Origin of the sequence: Pseudomonas sp. VD-NE ins (assembly GCF_031882575.1) — a bacterium.
In the GTDB taxonomy this organism is placed as follows: domain Bacteria; phylum Pseudomonadota; class Gammaproteobacteria; order Pseudomonadales; family Pseudomonadaceae; genus Aquipseudomonas; species Aquipseudomonas fluorescens_BZ.
In genome coordinates, this window is sequence record NZ_CP134772.1 from 1,301,167 (window position 1) to 1,320,764 (window position 19,598).

Annotated in this window: 17 protein-coding genes; 4 read left to right on the forward strand and 13 right to left on the reverse strand. The window is 59.6% G+C overall.

Features of this window, described 5'->3' with window-relative positions; all coding sequences use genetic code 11:
* Positions 1–347: 347 nt before the first annotated feature.
* Complete coding sequence (locus tag RMV17_RS05530) at positions 348–1,739, forward strand: Fic family protein (RefSeq protein WP_311885973.1); 1,392 nt, start codon at positions 348–350, stop codon at positions 1,737–1,739.
* Here RMV17_RS05530 and RMV17_RS05535 read toward each other — a convergent pair.
* From RMV17_RS05535 to plsB, 3 genes are read right to left on the reverse strand one after another with little or no spacing between them, the layout of a single operon-like run.
* The gene (locus tag RMV17_RS05535; RefSeq protein ID WP_007908873.1) at positions 1,736–2,425 is read right to left on the reverse strand and encodes a DUF4197 domain-containing protein; all 690 of its coding nucleotides are present in this window, start codon (positions 2,423–2,425) and stop codon (positions 1,736–1,738) included. The two genes, RMV17_RS05530 and RMV17_RS05535, sit on opposite strands and share 4 nt — an antisense overlap.
* Before the next feature lie 40 nt (positions 2,426–2,465).
* Positions 2,466–2,864, reverse strand: a complete 399-nt coding sequence (locus RMV17_RS05540; protein ID WP_034156346.1) for a YbaY family lipoprotein — start codon at positions 2,862–2,864, stop codon at positions 2,466–2,468.
* Between the two features lie 55 nt (positions 2,865–2,919).
* Complete coding sequence (gene plsB, locus RMV17_RS05545) at positions 2,920–5,421, reverse strand: glycerol-3-phosphate 1-O-acyltransferase PlsB (protein ID WP_311885974.1); 2,502 nt, start codon at positions 5,419–5,421, stop codon at positions 2,920–2,922.
* A 237-nt stretch (positions 5,422–5,658) separates the two neighbouring features.
* On the opposite strand from plsB, the gene RMV17_RS05550 reads away from it, so the two are divergent.
* Positions 5,659–5,868, forward strand: a complete 210-nt coding sequence (locus RMV17_RS05550; protein ID WP_007908870.1) for a cold-shock protein — start codon at positions 5,659–5,661, stop codon at positions 5,866–5,868.
* Between the two features lie 83 nt (positions 5,869–5,951).
* Here RMV17_RS05550 and RMV17_RS05555 read toward each other — a convergent pair whose 3' ends face one another.
* The 4 genes from RMV17_RS05555 to RMV17_RS05570 all read right to left on the reverse strand — a co-directional run bounded on the left by RMV17_RS05555 (position 5,952) and on the right by RMV17_RS05570 (position 11,157).
* Positions 5,952–6,329 (reverse strand): hypothetical protein, encoded by a 378-nt coding sequence (locus RMV17_RS05555; RefSeq protein ID WP_016985110.1) that lies wholly within the window; start codon positions 6,327–6,329, stop codon positions 5,952–5,954.
* Positions 6,330–6,404: 75 nt separating this feature from the next.
* The gene (locus RMV17_RS05560) at positions 6,405–7,214 is read right to left on the reverse strand and encodes a putative RNA methyltransferase (RefSeq protein ID WP_311885975.1); all 810 of its coding nucleotides are present in this window, start codon (positions 7,212–7,214) and stop codon (positions 6,405–6,407) included.
* A complete protein-coding gene (dapE, locus tag RMV17_RS05565) occupies positions 7,214–8,365 on the reverse strand; it encodes a succinyl-diaminopimelate desuccinylase (protein WP_093436622.1) in 1,152 nt (383 codons plus the stop codon). The genes RMV17_RS05560 and dapE overlap by 1 nt, the downstream gene beginning before the upstream one ends.
* A 203-nt stretch (positions 8,366–8,568) precedes the next feature.
* Complete coding sequence (locus RMV17_RS05570; protein WP_311885976.1) at positions 8,569–11,157, reverse strand: glycosyltransferase; 2,589 nt, start codon at positions 11,155–11,157, stop codon at positions 8,569–8,571.
* 213 nt (positions 11,158–11,370) lie between these two features.
* Between RMV17_RS05570 and tcdA the strand changes: the two genes are divergently transcribed.
* A complete protein-coding gene (tcdA, locus tag RMV17_RS05575; RefSeq protein WP_409373115.1) occupies positions 11,371–12,189 on the forward strand; it encodes a tRNA cyclic N6-threonylcarbamoyladenosine(37) synthase TcdA in 819 nt (272 codons plus the stop codon).
* A 115-nt stretch (positions 12,190–12,304) separates the two neighbouring features.
* On the opposite strand, the gene RMV17_RS05580 is transcribed toward tcdA, so the two are convergent.
* The 4 genes from RMV17_RS05580 to RMV17_RS05595 form a co-directional block, all read right to left on the reverse strand.
* Complete coding sequence (locus RMV17_RS05580; protein ID WP_311885978.1) at positions 12,305–12,709, reverse strand: SufE family protein; 405 nt, start codon at positions 12,707–12,709, stop codon at positions 12,305–12,307.
* A complete protein-coding gene (locus tag RMV17_RS05585; RefSeq protein WP_311885979.1) occupies positions 12,706–13,911 on the reverse strand; it encodes a cysteine desulfurase in 1,206 nt (401 codons plus the stop codon). The genes RMV17_RS05580 and RMV17_RS05585 overlap by 4 nt, the downstream gene beginning before the upstream one ends.
* Positions 13,912–14,015: 104 nt before the next feature.
* Entirely contained in the window at positions 14,016–15,050 is a 1,035-nt protein-coding gene (dapD, locus tag RMV17_RS05590) for a 2,3,4,5-tetrahydropyridine-2,6-dicarboxylate N-succinyltransferase (RefSeq protein ID WP_034156338.1), read from the reverse strand.
* A gap of 33 nt (positions 15,051–15,083) precedes the next feature.
* A complete protein-coding gene (locus tag RMV17_RS05595) occupies positions 15,084–15,392 on the reverse strand; it encodes an arsenate reductase (RefSeq protein WP_042607053.1) in 309 nt (102 codons plus the stop codon).
* Between the two features lie 346 nt (positions 15,393–15,738).
* Between RMV17_RS05595 and RMV17_RS05600 the strand changes: the two genes are divergently transcribed.
* Positions 15,739–17,373 carry a Na+/H+ antiporter gene (locus RMV17_RS05600; protein ID WP_108225208.1) on the forward strand — a complete coding sequence of 545 codons (1,635 nt, stop codon included), beginning with the start codon at positions 15,739–15,741 and terminating at the stop codon, positions 17,371–17,373.
* Positions 17,374–17,397: 24 nt separating this feature from the next.
* Here RMV17_RS05600 and RMV17_RS05605 read toward each other — a convergent pair whose 3' ends face one another.
* Together RMV17_RS05605 and dapC are read right to left on the reverse strand one after the other, a co-directional pair.
* A complete protein-coding gene (locus RMV17_RS05605) occupies positions 17,398–18,153 on the reverse strand; it encodes a M12 family metallopeptidase (protein WP_311885980.1) in 756 nt (251 codons plus the stop codon).
* A 223-nt stretch (positions 18,154–18,376) separates the two neighbouring features.
* Positions 18,377–19,576, reverse strand: a complete 1,200-nt coding sequence (gene dapC, locus RMV17_RS05610; RefSeq protein WP_311885981.1) for a succinyldiaminopimelate transaminase — start codon at positions 19,574–19,576, stop codon at positions 18,377–18,379.
* Positions 19,577–19,598: the final 22 nt, after the last annotated feature.

Consider the following 19,598-nt stretch of genomic DNA (forward strand, 5'->3'; position numbering starts at 1 on the left):
GCCTTAAGATCAAAATCAAAAGCTGCAGCCGAGCTAACGCTCATCCTGTTGAGTGGTGAGGAGCGGGTGGTAGGCAGGGCTTTGCTTTGCTCTTGTGTGGGAGCGAGCTTGCTCGCGAAGGCGGCCTGACAGCCGACCTGTTTTCTGCAGGTGTACTCAGTTCAACTGTAGGAGTGAGCCTGCTCGCGATAGCGGCCTGATAGCCGACCAGTCTCTAGCTGACGACACATAGCCAGCTCTACCTGCGGCACTTCCTACATCTTTTTCAGAAGCCTCTGATCTTGAGCCATATTGCCTCGGATGTTGTACTCCAGCCTCTGCTTTTCAGCTTTCCTGAGTTTGTCTTGATGAAAAATCCGCCAGCATTGAAAGGCAGAACCGACCCGGTGTTCGACTTGTTGGTGCGCCCGCCTCACCGGCAACGTCTGGCTGATTACCTTGCGCTGCTCAAGCCTCTCGATGATCAAGGTCGTTATCTGCCATTTGAAGCGTTGCGTTATCGCTGGGCGTCGGGTCTGGATGCCAGGCTGTGCTGGGCGTTGGTCAAGAAGGCACGGGCTGCCCAGCACATTAACCTTCTGCCACTGGGCGAGCCTGTGCAGTGGGGCAAGTTTCTGCTGACGCCGCTGGCACAGAAAACCATTTCCATCGTCGATCGGCAGGCCAGTACCGCGGCGCTGGAATACATGACCAGCCAGATCGGCGAGCGGGCGCATTTCAGTTATCTGCTCAATGACTTGATCGAAGACGAGGCCATCGCCAGTAGCCAGTTGGAGGGCGCGGCGACTACCACGCGCGTGGCCAAGGACATGCTCAAGCAGCAGCGTTTGCCCCGTACTCCGGATGAACGCATGGTGTTGGGTAATTACCGGATGATGAATTTTGCCTGGGAGATGCGTTACCAACCCATGAGCGTGGATTTGATCGCAGCGATTCATCGGGTGGGGGTCGAGGGCATCGATGACGAGCAGTATTCCCCCGGGGTGTTCAGGATCAATGACGAAGTGGTCGTTCAGGACGGGGCGGGCAACACCGTGCACCGGCCACCACCTGCTGCAGGGTTGGTGTCGCGGCTGGAGCGACTGTCGCACTGGATCAACCTGCCCGAAGGCTCACCGCAAGAGACGAGCTATCTGCATCCGCTGATCAAGGCCATCACTCTGCACTTTGCCCTGGGGTACGAACACCCCTTTCGCGACGGCAATGGGCGAGTCGCCAGGGCGTTGTTTTACTGGTTCATGTTCAAGAACGAGTTTGCGGCGTTTCGCTACATAGCGATCAGTTTGTTACTGCGTAATGCGCCGGTGAAATACGGACGTTCATACCTGCATACCGAGGCGGATGAGCTGGATCTGACGTACTTCATCGAGTTCCAGTGCTCGGTGATCCAGCGAGCGGTGCTCGGGTTTACCGATGTTTACCGCAAGAGCGTGGGGTGCACCGAAGAGTTCGAGCGCAGGCTGAAGAATTGCGGCTTCTTTGATCAACTCACGGAAAAACAACGCGCGTTGTACGAGGTGGCCAAAAACGGAGTGGCGAAGGAGTTCACCGCGAGCAATGTGGCTGAGAATTTTGCTTGCTCGTATAGCGAGGCGGCGTCGGCACTGGATGGATTAGACGAGTTGCGGGTTTTTGAACGAAGGAAGATGGGGCGGGAGTGGGTGTTCTTTTTACGTAATCCTGTAGGTGGATGGAAGCACGGGAGCGAATTCCTTCGCCCCCATGTTGTGACATCTTAAAGCGTGCCGAACACCTTCTTCGCCAGACTGGTCGCCGCAGCGGCCGGGTTCTGGCGGATGGTTTCTTCCTGTTTGCCGATCATCTCGAACAAGCCATTCAGCGCTTGCTCGGTGACGTAGTTTTCAACGTTGGCGCTCTTCGCATCGACAACGCCAAACGCAGCAGCTTGGCCCGCGAACGAGTTGTACTTCTGCGCCACGCCAACCTTGTCAGTCGCCTGTTTGACGATCGGCAGGAACTTGGCGCGGATCTGTTCGCGGCTGGATTTGTCGAGGTATTGCGTGGCCGAATCCTTGCCGCCGCTGAGGATGCCTTTGGCGTCTGCCACGCTCATTTTCTTCACGGCGTCGACGAGGATTGGCTGGGCCTGGGTCACTGCGGATTCGGCAGCCTTGTTCATCGCGGTTTCCAGTTCTTCAACCTGAGCGCCCATGCCGAAGGCTTTCATCTTGCTTGCGGCTTTGCCGAGTTTGCCCGGGAGTTCGATCTTCACGTCGGGGTTGTTGCTGAAACCGCCGGGTGTGCCCAGTTGCTTGACGGCGATTTGTGCGCCCTGGGTCAGGGCATCCTTGAGGCCGCCGGTGGCGTCTTTTTGTGACAGGTCACTGAGCGACAGGGCCAGCGCGCTGGCGGAGATCATCAGGCCTGCACACAGGCCGGCGAAGCGAAGGGTAGGGCGGAGCATGGCGGCTTCCTTGTTGCGGAAAAGGGCTGCGGAAAATGAATTAACGAACGGCGTCGACGCGGATTTTCAGCGGCTGCGGGTCGTTGCCGTCGAGTTGCACTGCGTGGTTTTCGGTGGTGATGAACATCAACTCACCGTTGACTTCAATGCGCGCGCTGACCGAGTAACGGTGGCCCGGTTTGACTTGCGCCGGATCGTAGCTCAAGTGGAAGGGCAGTGGCACCTGGCCTTTGATCGGACCTTTTTGCTCGTCCAATACGACGGCTGGCGCGTCGGCCAGGGAAACGTCTTGCAGGCTGACGCTGAGGGTCGCGCTCGGTGGCAGGGCGATGCGCTGCAGGTAGAACACTTCACCGTCGAGGCCGACCTTGCCGGCGGGTGTGGTCGATTGGCAGGCACTGAGCAGTGTGGCGGCGGCGAGCAGGGTGAGTTTTTTCATCGGAAGTTCTCCTTTCAATGTGGGAGCGAGCCCGCTCGCTCCCACCAGGTTTGCATCAGGTCTCGGGTTGGGCGACGACCTGATCGGCAGCATCCTCACTGCGATGCAGCGCAACCTGACGGATCGACAGGCGAATCTCCGCCGGCAACACGCGCTTGGCCGCACCTTCGGCCAGTTCGCCGAGCAGTTCGTGATAACTCAGTTTGCCGGCTTCGTCGCGGCGCAGCACGTCGAGGTCGAGCATCGTCTGGATGAAGTGGCGGAACAGGCTCTTGTCGAAGAACTCCGGGGCGTTGAGGCCGTGGAGGATCGACAGGCGCTGGGCCATGACCGTGCACAGGTCTTCCAGTTCTTCGGCGCTGACGGTGTTTTGGCCGCTGTTGAGCAGTAACGATACGGTCATGTAGAAGCGCTGCAGGGTCTGGGCGATGCTCTTCGACAGCAGCGTCAGCAGCACAAAATGCCGCGAACTTGGCGCCGGACGCAGATAGACGTCCTTCTCGAAACGCAGCAAGCCTTGCTCGACGAACGCCTCCAGCCATTGATCAACCACACCGTCGAGTTCGTCCAGCGTCCAGCGAATGAACAGCTCCGACTGCAAGTACGGATACAGCGCGCGGGTGTAGCGCAGGATCTGTTCGCGGCTCATACGCGAGGCGCTTTGGAAGAAGCTCGCCAGCAACGCCGGCAGGGCGAAGATATGCAGCACGTTGTTGCGGTAGTAGGTCATCAGGACGGCATTTTGCTCATCCAGATAGAGAATCTTGCCCAGTGCATCGTTCTGCTCGGCGAGCAGGTCCATGTCCTTCACATGCTCGATCAGCGCACGGCCATCGCCTTCGGGCAATGTGGTGTGCGGCGAGTACGGAACTTTGCGCAGCAGCGCCAGATATAGATCCAGCACGCGAGCCATGGCGCGATCGTCCAGCGCCAGACGTGTGGTCGACAGCAGCGCCAGCGCCACCAGATTGACCGGGTTGATCGCTGCGGCTTCGTTCAGATGCTGCGCGACTTTTTCGCCGAGACGGTTGGTGGTTTCGTTGAGCCACGCCGGTTTGTACTGCGGGCCGAGTTCCTGCTGGCGCCAGTCCGGTTGCTCGGCGTCGAGGAATTCTGCGAGCTTGATTGGCTCACCGAAGTTCACCGCAACCTGACCGAAGCGCTGCTTGAGCGCGCCGATGACTTTGAAAATGTCGAAGATCGATTCTTTCTTCTTGCTCGCACCGCGCAGCTCCCCAAGGTAGGTACGACCCTCCAGCACGCGCTCGTAGCCGATGTACACCGGCACAAACACGATCGGCATGCGCGACGAACGCAGGAAACTGCGCAGGGTGATCGCGAGCATCCCGGTTTTCGGTTGCAGCATGCGTCCGGTGCGCGAGCGCCCTCCCTCGACGAAGTACTCGACCGGGAAGCCTTTGGTAAACAGGGTGTGCAGGTATTCGTTGAACACCGAGGTGTACAGCGGATTGCCCTTGAACGTGCGACGCATGAAGAACGCACCGCCGCGACGCAGCAGGCTGCCGATCACCGGCATGTTCAGGTTGATCCCGGCGGCAATGTGCGGCGGGGTCAGGCCGTTGCGGAACAGCAGATACGAGAGCAGCAGGTAGTCGATGTGGCTGCGGTGGCAAGGCACGTAGATCACTTCGTGGCCTTGCGCGACTTTCTGCACGCCTTCGATGTGGTTGACCTTGATGCCGTCGTAAATCTTGTTCCAGAACCAGCTCAGCACCACTTCGAGGAAGCGAATGGCGGTGTAGGTGTAGTCCGAGGCGATCTCGTTGCCGTAGCGCAGGGCCTGAGCCTTGGCTTTTTCCACGGAGATGTTTTCGCGCTCGGCTTCGTCGAGGATCGCTTGCTTGACCAGCGGCTGATTGAGCAGACCTTTGACCAGGTTGCGACGGTGGGAAATGTCCGGGCCGATCACCGCGGCTTTGAGGTTGCGGAAGTGTACGCGCAGGATGCGCTGGGCCATGCGCACGGTGCGTTCGTGGCCCTTGTTGTGCTCGATCAGCTCGCGCAGATGGATCGGCGCCGAGAACTGCACGCGGGTCTTGCGACCGAGAACAATGATGCTCAGAAGGCGACGCAGACGCCCGGTGACGGCCCAGCTGTCGGCGAACAACAGCTTCCACGGACTGTTTTCGCTGTCCGGCGACTGGCCCCAGAACACGCTGACCGGAATGATCTGCGCGTCTTCGGCAGCATTTTGCGTGAGCGCACTGACCAGGCGGGTCAGGGTCGGCGGTGCGCCGCGTTTGTCCTGACGACCGAGCCAGTCTGGATCCGGTGTCAGGTAGAAAAACGCCGCCGGTTCGATCAGCGAACCCACCGATACCGGCAGCACCGGACGCGGCAGGCCGGCCTTGGTGCACTCGGTGTCGAGCACGGCCAGATCGGTCAGCGAAGGGTTTTGCAGGACGTAGAACACCGGACGACTGCGGTCGAGGTTGAGGGTGAACGACGACTGGTTGATCGTCTCCGAGCGAACCCAGAGGTACAACAGTCGGCGCAGGGTGCCAAACACAAGACGGCGGAACGGGGAACGGGTCATACGGCTTCTGCGTGAGTGAATAAAACCGAGCGTTTGCTCGGGAGGGCGACAGTTTGCCGTATTCACCGAAAATCGGCAAAAAAGCGGCGAAGTAATCTCCAGTTGAGACTTTCCGCGCCTGTCATATACTCGGCGGTCTGTCGCCGGGGCCCTTTATGGACGTCGGACACAGGCTGACGTTCCTCTAAGGCTTTCCTGCGAAAAGCCTGTTCAATAATAAAAAAGGAGTATGAACAGATGGCAACACGTGAAACCGGCAACGTGAAGTGGTTCAACGACGCCAAGGGTTACGGCTTTATCCAGCGCGAAGACGGGGTGGACGTGTTCGTGCACTACCGCGCGATTCGCGGCGAAGGGCATCGGTCGCTGACTGAAGGCCAGCAGGTTGAATACGCGGTGATTACTGGCGAGAAGGGTTTGCAGGCTGAGGATGTTGTAGGCTTGTAAAAGCAGCTTCGAGCTGCAAGTCACAAGCTGCAAGCTACAAGCAGTTCAACTTGAGACTTGCAGCTTGCAGCTTGCAGCTGCTTTTATGCCGTTTTCCAGGTGATTTCTTCTTCACCGTCTTCGCTGATGCGCATCCAGCGATCTGCCGTCTCCTCACCTTCTTCTTCAACCCACGTCCCCGGCGCGCAACGCACTTCCACGTTCAGCGCAGCAAATGCGGCACGCGCGCAGGCGATGTCGTCGTCCCATGGGGTCTGGTCGCTTTCCAGGTACAGGCTGTTCCATTTGCCCACGGCTTTCGGCAGCCAGGTCACCGGCACGTTGCCGGCTTTGCATTTGTAAGTCTGGCCTTTCTGTACCCAGTCGCTGCACGGGCCCAGCGCGGCGCCCAGCCAGGCCGAAATGGCCTTGTGGTCGACGTCGGCGTCTTTCAGGTAAATCTCGATGTCCGGTTGGCGCATGGATGTCCTCACTGCGGGTCTGAAAAATCCATTCGCGGATTTAGCCGGCCCCGGGCCTGTGCCCGAGACCAAAAGTTATTGAAGAACGAAATAATCGTAGCGCATCGACACGGTGGTCTCGAACGGCTCGGCCTGTTCGATGACTGCCGCACGACGCTCGGCACTGGCGCGCCAGCCGTGGGGTGTCATCGCCAACAGGTTGGCGCGATCCTCGGGCTTGTCCAGCGTCAGCTTGAATTCCAGGGTTTCGCTGTGCGCCAGCGCCATGCCTTCCGGCACCAGGGCCAGATGCTTGTCGTCGGTGTACTCGCGCACTTCGTCGTACAGGCGCTCGCGCAGTTCCATCAGGTGGCCGCTGGTCGGGCCGACTTTCATCAGACCACCGCCGACACTGAGCAGGCGCTTGGCTTCTTCCCAATCCAGCGGACTGAAAACACTGGCGAGAAACTGGCAACTGCCCGACGCCAACGGCACGCGGGCCATGCTGGCGATCAACCAAGTGATCGCCGGATTACGCTTGCAGGCACGTTTGACCGCTTCGCGGGAAATGTCCAGTGCGTAGCCGTCAGCGTTCGGCAAGGCCTCGGCGATCTGCGCGGTGTAGTAACCCTCGCCACAACCGATATCGACCCAGCGATCCGGCGCATAACTCGCCGCCAGCTCGGCCAGACGCTTGGCCACCGGCGCGTAATGCCCGGTGTTCAAGAAGTCCCGGCGCGCTTCGACCATGGCCTGGTTGTCGCCAGGGTCGCGGCTGTTCTTGTGCTGCACCGGCAGCAGGTTCAGGTAACCCTGACGCGCGCGGTCGAAGCGGTGGCCGGCGGGGCAGACCACGCCGTTATCCACCGCATTCAGCGGTTCACTGCAGATGGGGCAAGCGAGCATCAGGCGAGCAACTTGATGAGGGTCTGGTAGTAGATCTCGGTCAGTACGTCGAGATCCGCCGCCAGCACGCGTTCGTTGACCTGGTGAATGGTCGCGTTGACCGGGCCCAGTTCAACCACTTGCGTGCCCATGGTCGCGATAAAGCGGCCATCGGAGGTGCCGCCGCTGGTCGACGCCTTGGTCTCGCGACCGGTGATGTCCTTGATGCTCGCCGACACCGCGTCGAGCAGTGCGCCTGGTTCGGTGAGGAACGGTAGGCCGGACAGCGCCCAGTCGATGTGCCAATCCAGATCGTGCTTGTCGAGGATATCAGCCACGCGTTTCTGCAGGCCTTCGACGGTCGATTCGGTGGAGAAACGGAAATTGAACACCGCCACCAGATCACCCGGAATCACGTTGGTCGCGCCGGTGCCGGAATTGACGTTGGAAATCTGGAAACTGGTCGGCGGGAAGAAATCGTTGCCGTGATCCCAATGCTCGGCGGCCAGTTCGGCCAGTGCCGGCGCGGCGAGGTGGATCGGGTTCTTCGCCAGATGCGGGTAGGCGACATGACCCTGAATGCCTTTTACGGTGAGCTTGGCGCCCAGCGAGCCGCGACGGCCGTTTTTCACAACGTCGCCAACCAGCGTGGTGCTCGACGGTTCGCCGACGATGCACCAGTCCAGACGCTCGTTGCGCGCCGCCAGACGCTCGACCACAGCCTTGGTGCCGTGGTGTGCCGGGCCTTCTTCGTCGCTGGTGATCAGGAACGCGACCTTGCCCTTGTGGTTCGGGTAATCGGCGACGAAACGCTCAGCGGCGACGGTCATCGACGCCAGGCTGCCTTTCATGTCCGCCGCGCCACGGCCGCAGAGCATGCCGTGTTCATCGATCAGCGCGTTGAACGGGTCGATCTGCCACGCGGTGACCGGACCGGTTGGCACCACGTCGGTGTGACCGGCGAAGCACAGCACCGGGCCGTCGTTGTTGCCGTGGGTCGCCCAGAAGTTATCCACATCTTCGATGCGCATCGGCTCGAGGTTGAAACCGGCATCGCCCAGGCGCTGCATCATCTGCTTCTGGCAATCGGCGTCGACCGGCGTCACGGACGGACGGCGGATCAGGTCGATGGCGAGTTGGAGGGTCGGCGAAAGGTCGGCGTGGGCCGTCATGTAATAACTCCGGGTGCGCACGGTAAACCTGTAGGAGCTGCCGGAGGCTGCGATCTTTTGATTTTGTTTCTTGAAATCAACAGCAAGATCAAAAGATCGCAGCCTTCGGCAGCTCCTACCGAGTTTGTTGGCATTGAAAAAGGCGGTCATTCTAAAGCAAAACGGCGGCCCGAAGGCCGCCGTTTGACGTTATCCGTTACCGATTATGCTGCTGCCGGCTCAGGCGCAGCCGCCGGTTTCGGCAGCGACGACAGGAACGCCATGATCAGCGCCGCCAGATACGGCAGCGACTGCACCAGCAACATCACCACCCAGAAACGCATGTCGTTGCTCGGGATGCCGTTGACCAGGTAGATCCCCAGCGCCGCGCCCCACAACAGCAGCATGATGAACAGCTCTTCCCGTGCTTCGGAAATCGCCACCCAGAAGCCATGGTTGTCGGCGTTTTTCGGCGTGCGGAAGAACGGGATGCTGGTGGTGAAGAAGCCGTACAGCACCGCTTTGGCGATGGTGTGCGACAACGCCAGCCCGGCCAGTGCCGCGCAGAAGGCATCTTTGAGGTTCACGCCAACTGCTCGGCGATACAGGAAGATGATCTTGCCGACTTTGAACACAAACAGCGCCAGTGGCGGGATTGCGAAGATCAGCAGCGGCGGATCGACCCGTTGCGGCACGATGATCATCGCCGCCGACCACAACAGTGCGCCGACGGTGAAGAAGATGTTCATGCCGTCCGCCACCCACGGCAACCAGCCCGCGAGGAAGTGATAACGCTGGCCACGGGTCAGCTCGGTGTCCTTGCCGCGCAACAGGCTGCCGGTGTGGCGTTTGATGATCTGAATCGCACCGTAGGCCCAGCGGAAACGCTGCTTCTTGAAGTCGATAAACGTATCCGGCATCAGGCCCTTGCCGTAGCTGTCGTGGTAATACGCCGCCGACAGGCCTTTCTCGAACACGCGCAGACCGAGTTCGGCGTCTTCACAGATGCACCAGTCGGCCCAACCCAACTCTTCCAGCACCGAACGACGGGTCATGGTCATGGTGCCGTGCTGGATGATCGCGTCACGGTCGTTACGGGTGACCATGCCGATGTGGAAGAAGCCTTTGTATTCGGCGTAGCAGAGCTTCTTGAAGGTGCTTTCGTTCTGGTCGCGATAATCCTGCGGCGATTGCACCACAGCGATTTTCGGGTCGGCGAAGTGCGGCACCATGTGCTTGAGCCAGTTCGGGTGCACACAGTAATCGGAGTCGATCACGGCGATCACCTCAGCGTCCTTGGCGGTGTGCGGAATCAGGTAGTTCAGCGCGCCGCCCTTGAAACCGGCCAGCGGCGAGACGTGGAAGAACTTGAAGCGCGGGCCGAGGGTTGCGCAGTAGTCACGCACCGGTTCCCACACCGCCGGATCCTTGGTGTTGTTGTCGATGATCAGGACTTCGTAGTCCGGGTAATCGAGCGCGGCGAGGGCGTCGAGGGTCTGTTTGACCATCTCCGGCGGCTCGTTGTAGCACGGCACGTGGATCGAGACTTTCGGGCGATAGCTGGAGTCGCCCTCGACCGGCAGGAATTCGCGCCGACGCTTGTGAATCCACACCGCTTCGGCCAGTTCATGCGCCTCGGTCAGCAACACGATAAACACCCCGAGCGCACCCAGCGCCAAGAGGAAGCCCACCGTCAAACTGAACCACGTGCTGTATTGCAGGCTGTAGTCGTAACCGATCCACACCAGCACCGAACCGCAAAGGAAGGCGATGAAGGTCAGGAAGATCCGTCCGCGTTGACGCAGGGCCGAGCCGTCGATCATCAGCAAGGTCAGCGACAACAGCGCCAGCACAACCGAACCGATCGCCAGCACGCGCCATTGCGGGATCGCCACGACCGGGCCTTCGAAGTTGAATTTCTGCTGACGCGCAGCGTTGAACACGCCCCAGTACGCGCCCACAGAACCTTCGTCGCTGGCTTTCCACGGCTGGTCAAACGCTTCGATCACGAAGTAGTTGAAGCCTTGGCGGTTGAGCTTGTTGACCAGGTTACGCAGATAAATCGCCTGATCTGCTGGCGACGCATCGGCACCGCCACGCATGCGACCGTTGCTCGGCCAGCCGACCTCGGAGAGCAGCAGCGGCTTTTTCGGGAACATTTTTTTCAGATCGCGAGCGCGGTCGAAAACGAACTGGCCAGCCTTGTCGACCGGAATGAACTCCCAGTACGGCAGAACGTGCGCGGCGATCAGGTCAACGTGCTTGGCCAGCTCCGGGTGTTCTTCCCAGACGTGCCATTGCTCGGAGGTGGTCACCGGTACTTTCACCGCTGCGCGCACGCGATCGAGCAGCACGCTCAGCTCTTGCGCGGTGATTTCCTTGCGGAAGATCGCTTCGTTACCGACCACCACGCGAACCACGCTGCGCGAGGTGTTGGCCAGTTCGATGGCACGGGTGATTTCCCGTTCGTTGCGCTCCTGATCGGGGCTGATCCAGATCCCCAGCGTCACGCGCAGGCCGAATTCTTCAGCCAGTTTCGGGATGTCTTGCAGCGAGCCGTCGACCGAGTAGATGCGGATGTTGTCCGTCAGCTTGCTCATGATCTCCAGGTCGCGGCGCATCTCGTCGTCAGTCGGGTACTGATCCTTTTGCGGATATTGTCCCTGCTGGAACGGCGAATAGGAGAAACCGGAGATCTGCTCCGGCCAGTTCGGCGCGGAAACCGGGCGATTGATCAGCGCCCAGAAACCGGTGAACAGGGCGGCGATTGCCAGAACCACCACCAGGTTGAGTCCAAATTTACGCGATGACATAGCTATTTCGGGTTCCAAAGGCTGTGGAACGAAGGATCGGTCGGCTAGACGCCCGAGGGGCGCGCATCCTACACCGGCAGTTCGCAAGTCGTACATCAGACAGGGAAATGCCCGACATTGGGCAGCCGACTTTGACTTAAGTTCTTACACTTGTAGCTGATGTTTAGAACTTGTCGCCGCGTAGCCCTATAATGCGCGCCGGTTTTTGGGGTAATGGTCATGAGTACAGAAGATCCGCGGTTTGCAGGCATCGCCCGTTTGTATGGCATTGAAGGCCTGGAACGCCTGCGCGCGGCCCATGTGGCGATTGTCGGCGTCGGTGGTGTCGGTTCCTGGGCGGCGGAAGCCATGGCCCGTTGTGGCGTCGGCGAGATTTCGCTGTTCGACCTCGATGATGTCTGCGTCAGCAACGCCAACCGCCAGTTGCACGCGCTGGACAGCACCGTCGGCAAACCCAAGGTCGAGGTGATGGCCGAGCGTCTGCGCGGGATCAACCCGGATTGCACGGTGCACGCGGTGGCGGATTTCGTCACCCGCGAGACCATGGCCGAATACATCACGCCGAACATCGACTGCGTGATCGACTGCATCGACGCGGTCAACGCCAAGGCTGCGCTGATCGCCTGGTGCAAGCGCCGCAAGATCCAGATCATTACCACTGGCGGTGCGGGCGGACAGATTGATCCGACGCTGATTCAGGTGTGCGATCTCAACCGTACGTTCAATGACCCGTTGGCCTCGAAAGTGCGTTCGACGTTGCGTCGTGATTATGGTTTTTCGCGCACCGTAACCCGCCATTACAGCGTGCCGTGTGTGTTTTCCACGGAGCAACTGCGTTATCCGAAACCGGATGGCAGCATTTGTTTGCAGAAGAGTTTTGTCGGCGATGGCGTGAAGCTGGACTGCGCTGGCGGGTTTGGCGCGGTGATGATGGTCACGGCGACGTTTGGGATGGTCGCGGCGACCAAGGCTGTGGACAAGATTGTCGCGGGTGTTCGGCGCCCTTCAGATCGGGTCAAACCTCAGATTTGATGCTGAGGCTTATGGCCTCATCGCTGGCAAGCCAGCTCCCACAGGTATTGGGTAAGTTCACTGCATCCATGAACACCATAGAACCTTGTGGGAGTTGGCTTGCCAGCGATGGCGATTAACCCGCCAACTCATTCATCCGCTGGAGCACGGCATTGAGGCCATTACTGCGCGATGGCGATAGCTGCCGCGAAAGGCCTAGCTGATTAAACCAGTCCGGCAAATCAACTTGCTGCAGTTCGGCCGCCGACAACCCGTTGACCCGCAACAGCAACAACGTCACCAACCCGCGGATCATCCGCGCATCGCTGCTCGCGCTGAATTGCCAGTGACCGTCGTGCAGTTCGCCAACCAGCCAGACCTGACTCTCACAGCCATGTACCCGGTTAGCGTCGCACTTGTCCGTGTCATCCAACGGCGGCAGACGATCACCAAACTGCATCAGTAACCGCGCTCGCTGCTCCCAGCCAGGCGCGTTCTGAAATGTCTGCAACGCCTCGGCTGCTTCGACCGGCAAGCTCATCGCAACAACTCCAACGCCTGATCCAATGCTTCAAAGAAGCGCTCCAGATCTTCCGAATCGTTGTACAGCGCCAGCGAAACCCGAATCGCTCCGGCCAGTTCAAAGCTTTTCAGCAATGGCATGGCGCAGTGGTGCCCGGCGCGCACGGCAATACCTTGCTCAGTCAGCAAGTGCGCCAAATCAGCATTATGCACACCTTCAACGACAAAACTCGCCAGCGCCAATTGCGGCTTGCCGAGCAAACGAATGCCATTGCGCGCCGCGAGGCCACGCAGCAGATATTCATGCAGCGCGGCTTCGTGGGCGGACACCGCTTCCTGATCCAGATCCGCCAGATAATCGAGCGTCGCGCCCAAGCCGATCACACTGGCAATCGGCGGCGTACCCGCCTCGAAACCCAACGGAGCAGGGCGGAAGCGCGCGTCATGATAGTTGGCTTCCAGGACCATTTCGCCGCCGAATTGCCATGGCTTCAATTGCTCAAGCGCAGCGTTGCGGCCGAACAGCACGCCGAGGCCGTCGGGGCCATACAGTTTGTGGCTGGAAAACACATAGAAGTCGCAACCCAGCGCTTGCACGTCATGCCGACCGTGCACCACGCCTTGCGCGCCATCGACCACGGTCAGTGCGTTTTGCGCCTTGGCCATGGCCAACAACGCCGGCAATGGCTGCCACGCACCGAGCACGTTGGACAGCTGACTGACCGCCAGCAAGCGCGTTCGCGGGCCGATCAGGTGCACAGCGGCAGCAAGGTCGATCAGACCGTCGGCATCCAGCGGCAGGATCACCAGCTTCAGATTGCGTCGTTGTGCCAGTTGCTGCCACGGCAGCAGGTTGGCGTGATGCTCCAGGGCGCTGATGACAATTTCGTCGCCCGGGTGGAAAAGATGTTCCAGGCCATAGGCCAGGAGATTCAGCGCACTGGTGGCGCCGTGGGTGAAGATGATCTGTCCGCTGTCACCGGCATTCAGCCATTGCGCAGCCTTGAGCCGACTGTCTTCGAACGCCTGCGTCGCGTGAGCGCCTGGCAGGTGTTGCGCACGGTGCACATTGGCCGCGCCATTGGCGTAGTAATGCGTCAGTGCGTCGAGCAGGGCTTGGGGTTTTTGCGTGGTGGCGGCGTTGTCCAGATAGGTCTGGTCTTGCCGTTGCAGCGCGGCGATGGCCGGGAAATCGGCGCGCCACGGGGAGGGAATCATCATGTGGTATACGCCTGACCCTGTGGGAGCGAGCCTGCTCGCGAAGGCGTCCTTGAGGACGCCAAGAGCTTCGCGAGCAGGCTCGCTCCCACAGGTGCTTAAAGCACTTAGTTGTGAGCGTGCAGCGCTTCGTTCAGTTCGATCGCCGATTTGTGGGTTTTGCATTCCACCGCACCGGTTTCCGAATTGCGACGGAACAGCAGGTCAGTCTGACCGGCCAGCTCGCGCGCCTTCACAACCTTGACCAGGTTGTTGTTTTCGTCGAGCAGCGCCACTTTGGTGCCGGCGGTCACGTACAGGCCCGACTCAACGGTGTTGCGGTCGCCCAACGGGAAACCGATACCGGCGTTGGCGCCGATCAGGCAGCCTTCGCCGACCTTGATCACGATGTTGCCGCCGCCCGACAGGGTGCCCATGGTCGAGCAACCGCCGCCCAGGTCCGAACCCTTGCCGACGAATACGCCAGCGGAAACGCGGCCCTCGATCATGCCCGGGCCTTCGGTGCCGGCGTTGAAGTTGATGAAGCCTTCGTGCATCACGGTGGTGCCTTCACCGACGTAAGCGCCCAGACGCAGACGCGCGGCGTCAGCAATACGCACGCCAGCCGGAACCACGTAGTCGGTCATTTTCGGGAACTTGTCCACCGAGAACACTTCCAGCAGCTCGCCGCGCAGACGGGCCTCCAGTTGCATTTCCGCCAGTTCGCTCAGATCCACAGCACCTTGGCTGGTCCAGGCAACGTTCGGCAGCAGCGGGAAGATCCCGGCCAGGCTCACGCCGTGCGGCTTGACCAGACGGTGCGACAGCAGGTGCAGCTTCAGATATGCCTCAGGTGTCGAAGTCAGCTGTGCGTCTTCAGCCAGCAGGGTGGCGACCAGCGGCTTGTGGCTCTCGGCCAGACGGGTCAGCAGCTTGCCTTGCACGGCATCGATGCCTTTCACGGCTTCAGCCAGTTGTGCGGCCTGTGCGGTGGTGAAAGTGATGGCCTGGTTGCCTTCGGTGTAACCGAGGATCGGCGCAACCGCCGCGACCAGTTCGGCCGACGGGTTGAGCAGTGGCTGTGCGTAGAACACTTCCAGCCACGCGCCTTGACGGTTCTGAGTGCCGACACCAAAAGCGATGCTGAACAGAGAATTGGACATGTAAATACACCTCTACAAAGAGTGACGGGCTGCTTACTTCAGAGCGGCCGCGTAGATGTCTGGCTTGAAGCCAATCAGGGTTCGGTCACCGAGATCGAGCACCGGGCGCTTGATCATCGAGGGTTGAGCGAGCATCAGTTCGATGGCTTTCGACTGGTCGAGATCGGCTTTGCGTTCGTCGTCGAGTTTGCGAAAGGTCGTGCCTGCGCGGTTCAACACCGTTTGCCAGCCATGTTCGTCACACCATTGGGTCAGGTGCTCACGGTCGATGCCGGCGGTTTTGTAATCGTGAAAATCGTAGCTGACAGCGTGTTCATCGAGCCAGGTGCGCGCCTTCTTCATGGTGTCGCAGGCTTTGATGCCGAAAAGGTGCAACGTTTTACTTGAAACGGTCAAGGAATCGCCCCCTTTACAGGTGCTGGAGAAAAATGGTGTCGGATTATGCCATGACCAAAGCGTTTCGTCGGCCACGGTTGTCGTAACGCTGCAAAACCTGTGGGAGCGAGCCTGCTCGCGAAAGGGCCATTTCAGTCAATATCGGTGTTGAATGATCCACCGCATTCGCGAGCAGGCTCGCTCCCACAAGGGACTGCAATCCGGCAGCTGCGACATAGGTGCAACGGTCAGACGCATCCTAAGCGGCTAATATGGCAGTTCAACGCTGTCGATTGTCTGAGATTTCCGCTTTATGCAAACCGCTTACACCGTCCTCATCCTGCTGATGCTGGTCAGCGTCTCGCGTCTGGTCGGACGGGTCATCCCGCTGCCGCTGCCTCTGGTGCAAATCGGCGCCGGTGCCTTGCTCGCCTGGCCGACCCTCGGTCTGCATGTGGCCCTTGATCCCGAACTGTTCCTGTTTCTGTTCCTGCCACCCTTGCTGTTCTCCGATGGCTGGCGCATGCCCAAGCGCGAGTTCTGGCATCTGCGCGGGCCGATCCTGACGCTGGCGGTGGGCCTCGTGCTGTTTACCGTGGTCGGCGCCGGGTACTTCATCCATTGGTTGTTGCCGTCAATTCCGCTGCCGGTGGCCTTCGCTCTGGCGGCGGTGTTATCGCCGACTGACGCCGTGGCCGTCTCGGCGATTTCGCAAAACCGCTTGCCGACCCCGCTGATGCATATATTGCAGGGCGAGGCGCTGATGAACGACGCCTCTGGCCTGGTGACTTTCAAGTTCGCCTTGGTCGCAGCCATCACCGGCGTGTTTTCGCTGACCAACGCCAGTCTGACCTTTGTCGTGGTGGCGCTCGGCGGTTTGGCAGTCGGCGTGGCCTTGAGCTGGCTCGTAGGGCGCCTGCGTTCGTGGATGATCGCTCGCGGTTGGGACGATCCGGCGACGCACGTGGTGTTCATGTTACTGCTGCCGTTCGCTGCTTATGTACTGGCCGAGCGTCTCGGCGTCTCGGGCATTCTCTCGGCCGTGGCGGCGGGGATGATGCAGAGCTGGCTCGATCTGTTGCCCCGGCAGACCAGCACCCGTTTGCTCAATCGCAGCGTCTGGTCGCTGTTGGAATTCGCTTTCAACGGCTTGATCTTCCTCCTGCTCGGCCTGCAATTGCCGGACATCATCAAAGCCGTGGTCAGCCACGAGCCGACGTTGTGGCCAACACTGTTTTATCGCTGCCTGGATGTCGTGGCGATTTTCCTCGCGTTGGTGTTGCTGCGGTTTATCTGGGTGCAAAGCATCTGGCGCTTGTCGGTGTTGCTGCGCCGTTTGCGCGGCAAGGGTGAGTTGACGCAAGTACCGACCGCGCGCTCCTGCTGGCTGCTGACCGTTGGCGGCGTGCGTGGTGCAGTGACGCTGGCGGGTGTGATGTCGGTGCCGATGTTGATGGGCGCGGAGGCGTTTCCCGAGCGTGATCTGCTGATTTTTATCGCCGCCGGGGTAATTCTGCTCTCCCTGATATCGGCGTGCATCGCGCTGCCACTGTTACTGCGCGGCATCGAGAAAAGCCCGGACGACAAGCGCCGCCAGGAAGTGCGCGATGCCTGGCGCAAAACCGCGCAAGCAGCGATTCATGCGCTGGAGGCCGAGGAAACCGCCCCGCAGGACGCTGCTCAGGCCGCTCTGTCGGCTGAGCTTAAGGCGCGGATCATGTCCGAGTATCGCCATCAGCTCGATGTCTTCAACGATTCCGCCGAAGCCCAGGCTTTGGCGTTCCAGATGGATCTGCTGGAGCGTCGCCTGCGCTTGAAGGCGCTCAGGGCGCAGCGTCTGGAGCTTTATAGCCTCAGTCGTCAACACCAGATAGGTGACGACGTCCTTAGAGAAGTGTTGGCCGATCTGGACTTGAGTGAAGCCAATCTGGGGCAGGTCAAGTCGTAGTGAAAGACTGTCCCTGATGGCGCTTCATGGTCGCTCGCAGGAGCCGTCGTCAGGGATTTCTATCGGGTAGAAATGCGCGGCTATGCGTTTGTCTTCCCAACTGATCTCGGTGTTCATCGGTACTTCGAATTTTCCATCGGTCAGTTCCTTTTCGACAGGGTAATGCATGATGGATGTTGGATCGTACCCGGTGACGGTGGTCTGCTCGGTTATCGGTGTGAAGATGTTCAGGTCCACTTTCTCCTTATCCATTCCCCATTTTTCTGCGTATTCCTTATAGACCTTTGGTTTGTTCCAGGGGATGTTTGCATCCGGGTGCAAGTGCTCGTGATGTAATCCGAGAACATGACCAAATTCGTGCAATACCACTGTACGGAAATCGGAATCTGCCGGTCGCGCGGATATGAACATGGTTGGCTCTCCCGCAGCGACTGTTAGTGCATCAGTTCCAATTTGAGATGCATTTTCAGTGGTGTTGGTTTTTATTCGGATTATGCCGTCTTTGCGGTCAATGAAACTAAAGGTCAGGCTGACATAATCAGCCCATTCCCATATATGTTTTTTTATCGCGTCTTTCAGCGCGGCGGGGGGGTTGTCCAGGAACGAAATGGTCAGGTGACGGTTCGGTTGCCAGCACTTTGCGTTGATTGACATTGTTCGTGATGACAGGCCTGAGCCGGAGGTATACGAAATATTTTTAGGATTTTCATTGATGGCTGCTCGAAAGCTGGCGATGGGGTCATCTATTTCAAGTTTCAGGCACGGCTTGGTTTTATACATAATCAATTCCTTTTGAGATTTAATGAGTTTTTATAGGGTGTTTATTTTTCTCGAGGTGTCTACAAGTTCAATAGCTCGTGAACTTGTCTTGTTTGATACGTTGTCGTTGTTGCGGAGGGTAAGTTATTTGTTTGCGTGTAGATGAGTAAAGCAATGCGTTGTAAGTTGGGGTTTCTGTAACATGGAAGTCCGCACCAGATTGCCTGGTGCGGATATTTGAAAGTTACTCTTGGCGAGTAATGAAGGCGCGAATCCGTTCGGCGGCTTCGACACATTCGGCCAGCGGTGCGACCAGCGCCATGCGCACACGGCCAGCGCCCGGATTGACGCCGTCGACGTCACGGGACAGGTAAGAACCCGGCACCACGGTCACGTGCTCTTGCTCAAACAGATCGCGGCAGAACGCTGCGTCATCGCCTTGCACGTTCGGCCACAGATAAAAGCTGCCATCCGGACGTTGTACGTCCATCACCGGGCTGAGAATCGCCAGCACCGCATCGAATTTCTCCCGATACAGCGCACGGTTGGCGCGCACATGCACTTCGTCATTCCACGCCGCCACGCTGGCCAGTTGCGTTTGTACCGGCATCGCGCAGCCGTGGTAGGTGCGATACAGCAGGAAGCCTTTGAGGATGTCGGCATCGCCGGCGACGAAACCGGAGCGCAGGCCTGGCAGGTTGGAGCGCTTGGACAGGCTATGGAACACCACGCAACGCTTGAAATCCTTGCGGCCCAGTTCGACACAAGCCGTCAGCAGGCCCGGTGGCGGGGTTTGCTCGTTGAAGTACAGTTCGCTGTAGCACTCGTCGGCGGCGATTACGAAATCGTATTCGTCGGCCAGGGCGATCAGCTTTTTCAGGGTGTCGACCGGGATCAGCGCGCCAGTCGGATTGCCCGGCGAGCAGAGGAACAGAATCTGGCAGCGTTTCCAGATATCTGGCGAAACCGCATCGAAATCCGGGTTGAAGCCGTTTTCGTCGAGGCACGGCAGGTAATGCGGCTTGGCCCCGGCGAGGAACGCAGCGCCTTCGTAGATCTGATAGAACGGGTTCGGGCTGACCACCAGGGCGTCGTCGCCACGGTTGACCACGGTCTGAGTGAACGCGAACAGCGCTTCACGGGTGCCATTGACCGGCAGCACGTTGCACGCCGGATCGATCCAGCCGCTCGGCACGCCGAAACGCCGCTCGCACCAGCCGGCAATGGCCTCACGCAGCGCCGGGATGCCCAGCGTTGTAGGGTACACCGCCATCTGATCCAGACTGTTGGCCAGTGCCTCGGCGACAAAGCTTGGCGAACGGTGTTTCGGCTCGCCGATCGACAGGGCGATCGGGCGTTTGTCCGGGTTCGGGGTCACGGTGCCGAGCAGGGCGCGGAGCTTTTCGAACGGGTACGGCTGGAGCTGGTTAAGAGCGTTGTTCATTGGGGCTGGGTCTCTCGCAAAG

What these genes read in the sequence shown, in the direction of transcription:
- RMV17_RS05555 (WP_016985110.1), bottom strand. Translation starts at nt 6,329, where the DNA reads ATGCGCCAACCGGACATCGAGATTTACCTGAAAGACGCCGACGTCGAC.
- RMV17_RS05600 (WP_108225208.1), top strand. Translation starts at nt 15,739, where the DNA reads ATGCAAACCGCTTACACCGTCCTCATCCTGCTGATGCTGGTCAGCGTC.
- RMV17_RS05530 (WP_311885973.1), top strand. Translation starts at nt 348, where the DNA reads ATGAAAAATCCGCCAGCATTGAAAGGCAGAACCGACCCGGTGTTCGAC.
- RMV17_RS05540 (WP_034156346.1), bottom strand. Translation starts at nt 2,864, where the DNA reads ATGAAAAAACTCACCCTGCTCGCCGCCGCCACACTGCTCAGTGCCTGC.
- tcdA (WP_409373115.1), top strand. Translation starts at nt 11,371, where the DNA reads ATGGTCATGAGTACAGAAGATCCGCGGTTTGCAGGCATCGCCCGTTTG.
- RMV17_RS05560 (WP_311885975.1), bottom strand. Translation starts at nt 7,214, where the DNA reads ATGCTCGCTTGCCCCATCTGCAGTGAACCGCTGAATGCGGTGGATAAC.
- RMV17_RS05580 (WP_311885978.1), bottom strand. Translation starts at nt 12,709, where the DNA reads ATGAGCTTGCCGGTCGAAGCAGCCGAGGCGTTGCAGACATTTCAGAAC.
- RMV17_RS05585 (WP_311885979.1), bottom strand. Translation starts at nt 13,911, where the DNA reads ATGATGATTCCCTCCCCGTGGCGCGCCGATTTCCCGGCCATCGCCGCG.
- RMV17_RS05550 (WP_007908870.1), top strand. Translation starts at nt 5,659, where the DNA reads ATGGCAACACGTGAAACCGGCAACGTGAAGTGGTTCAACGACGCCAAG.
- dapC (WP_311885981.1), bottom strand. Translation starts at nt 19,576, where the DNA reads ATGAACAACGCTCTTAACCAGCTCCAGCCGTACCCGTTCGAAAAGCTC.
- RMV17_RS05535 (WP_007908873.1), bottom strand. Translation starts at nt 2,425, where the DNA reads ATGCTCCGCCCTACCCTTCGCTTCGCCGGCCTGTGTGCAGGCCTGATG.
- RMV17_RS05570 (WP_311885976.1), bottom strand. Translation starts at nt 11,157, where the DNA reads ATGTCATCGCGTAAATTTGGACTCAACCTGGTGGTGGTTCTGGCAATC.
- dapD (WP_034156338.1), bottom strand. Translation starts at nt 15,050, where the DNA reads ATGTCCAATTCTCTGTTCAGCATCGCTTTTGGTGTCGGCACTCAGAAC.
- dapE (WP_093436622.1), bottom strand. Translation starts at nt 8,365, where the DNA reads ATGACGGCCCACGCCGACCTTTCGCCGACCCTCCAACTCGCCATCGAC.
- plsB (WP_311885974.1), bottom strand. Translation starts at nt 5,421, where the DNA reads ATGACCCGTTCCCCGTTCCGCCGTCTTGTGTTTGGCACCCTGCGCCGA.
- RMV17_RS05605 (WP_311885980.1), bottom strand. Translation starts at nt 18,153, where the DNA reads ATGTATAAAACCAAGCCGTGCCTGAAACTTGAAATAGATGACCCCATC.
- RMV17_RS05595 (WP_042607053.1), bottom strand. Translation starts at nt 15,392, where the DNA reads ATGAAGAAGGCGCGCACCTGGCTCGATGAACACGCTGTCAGCTACGAT.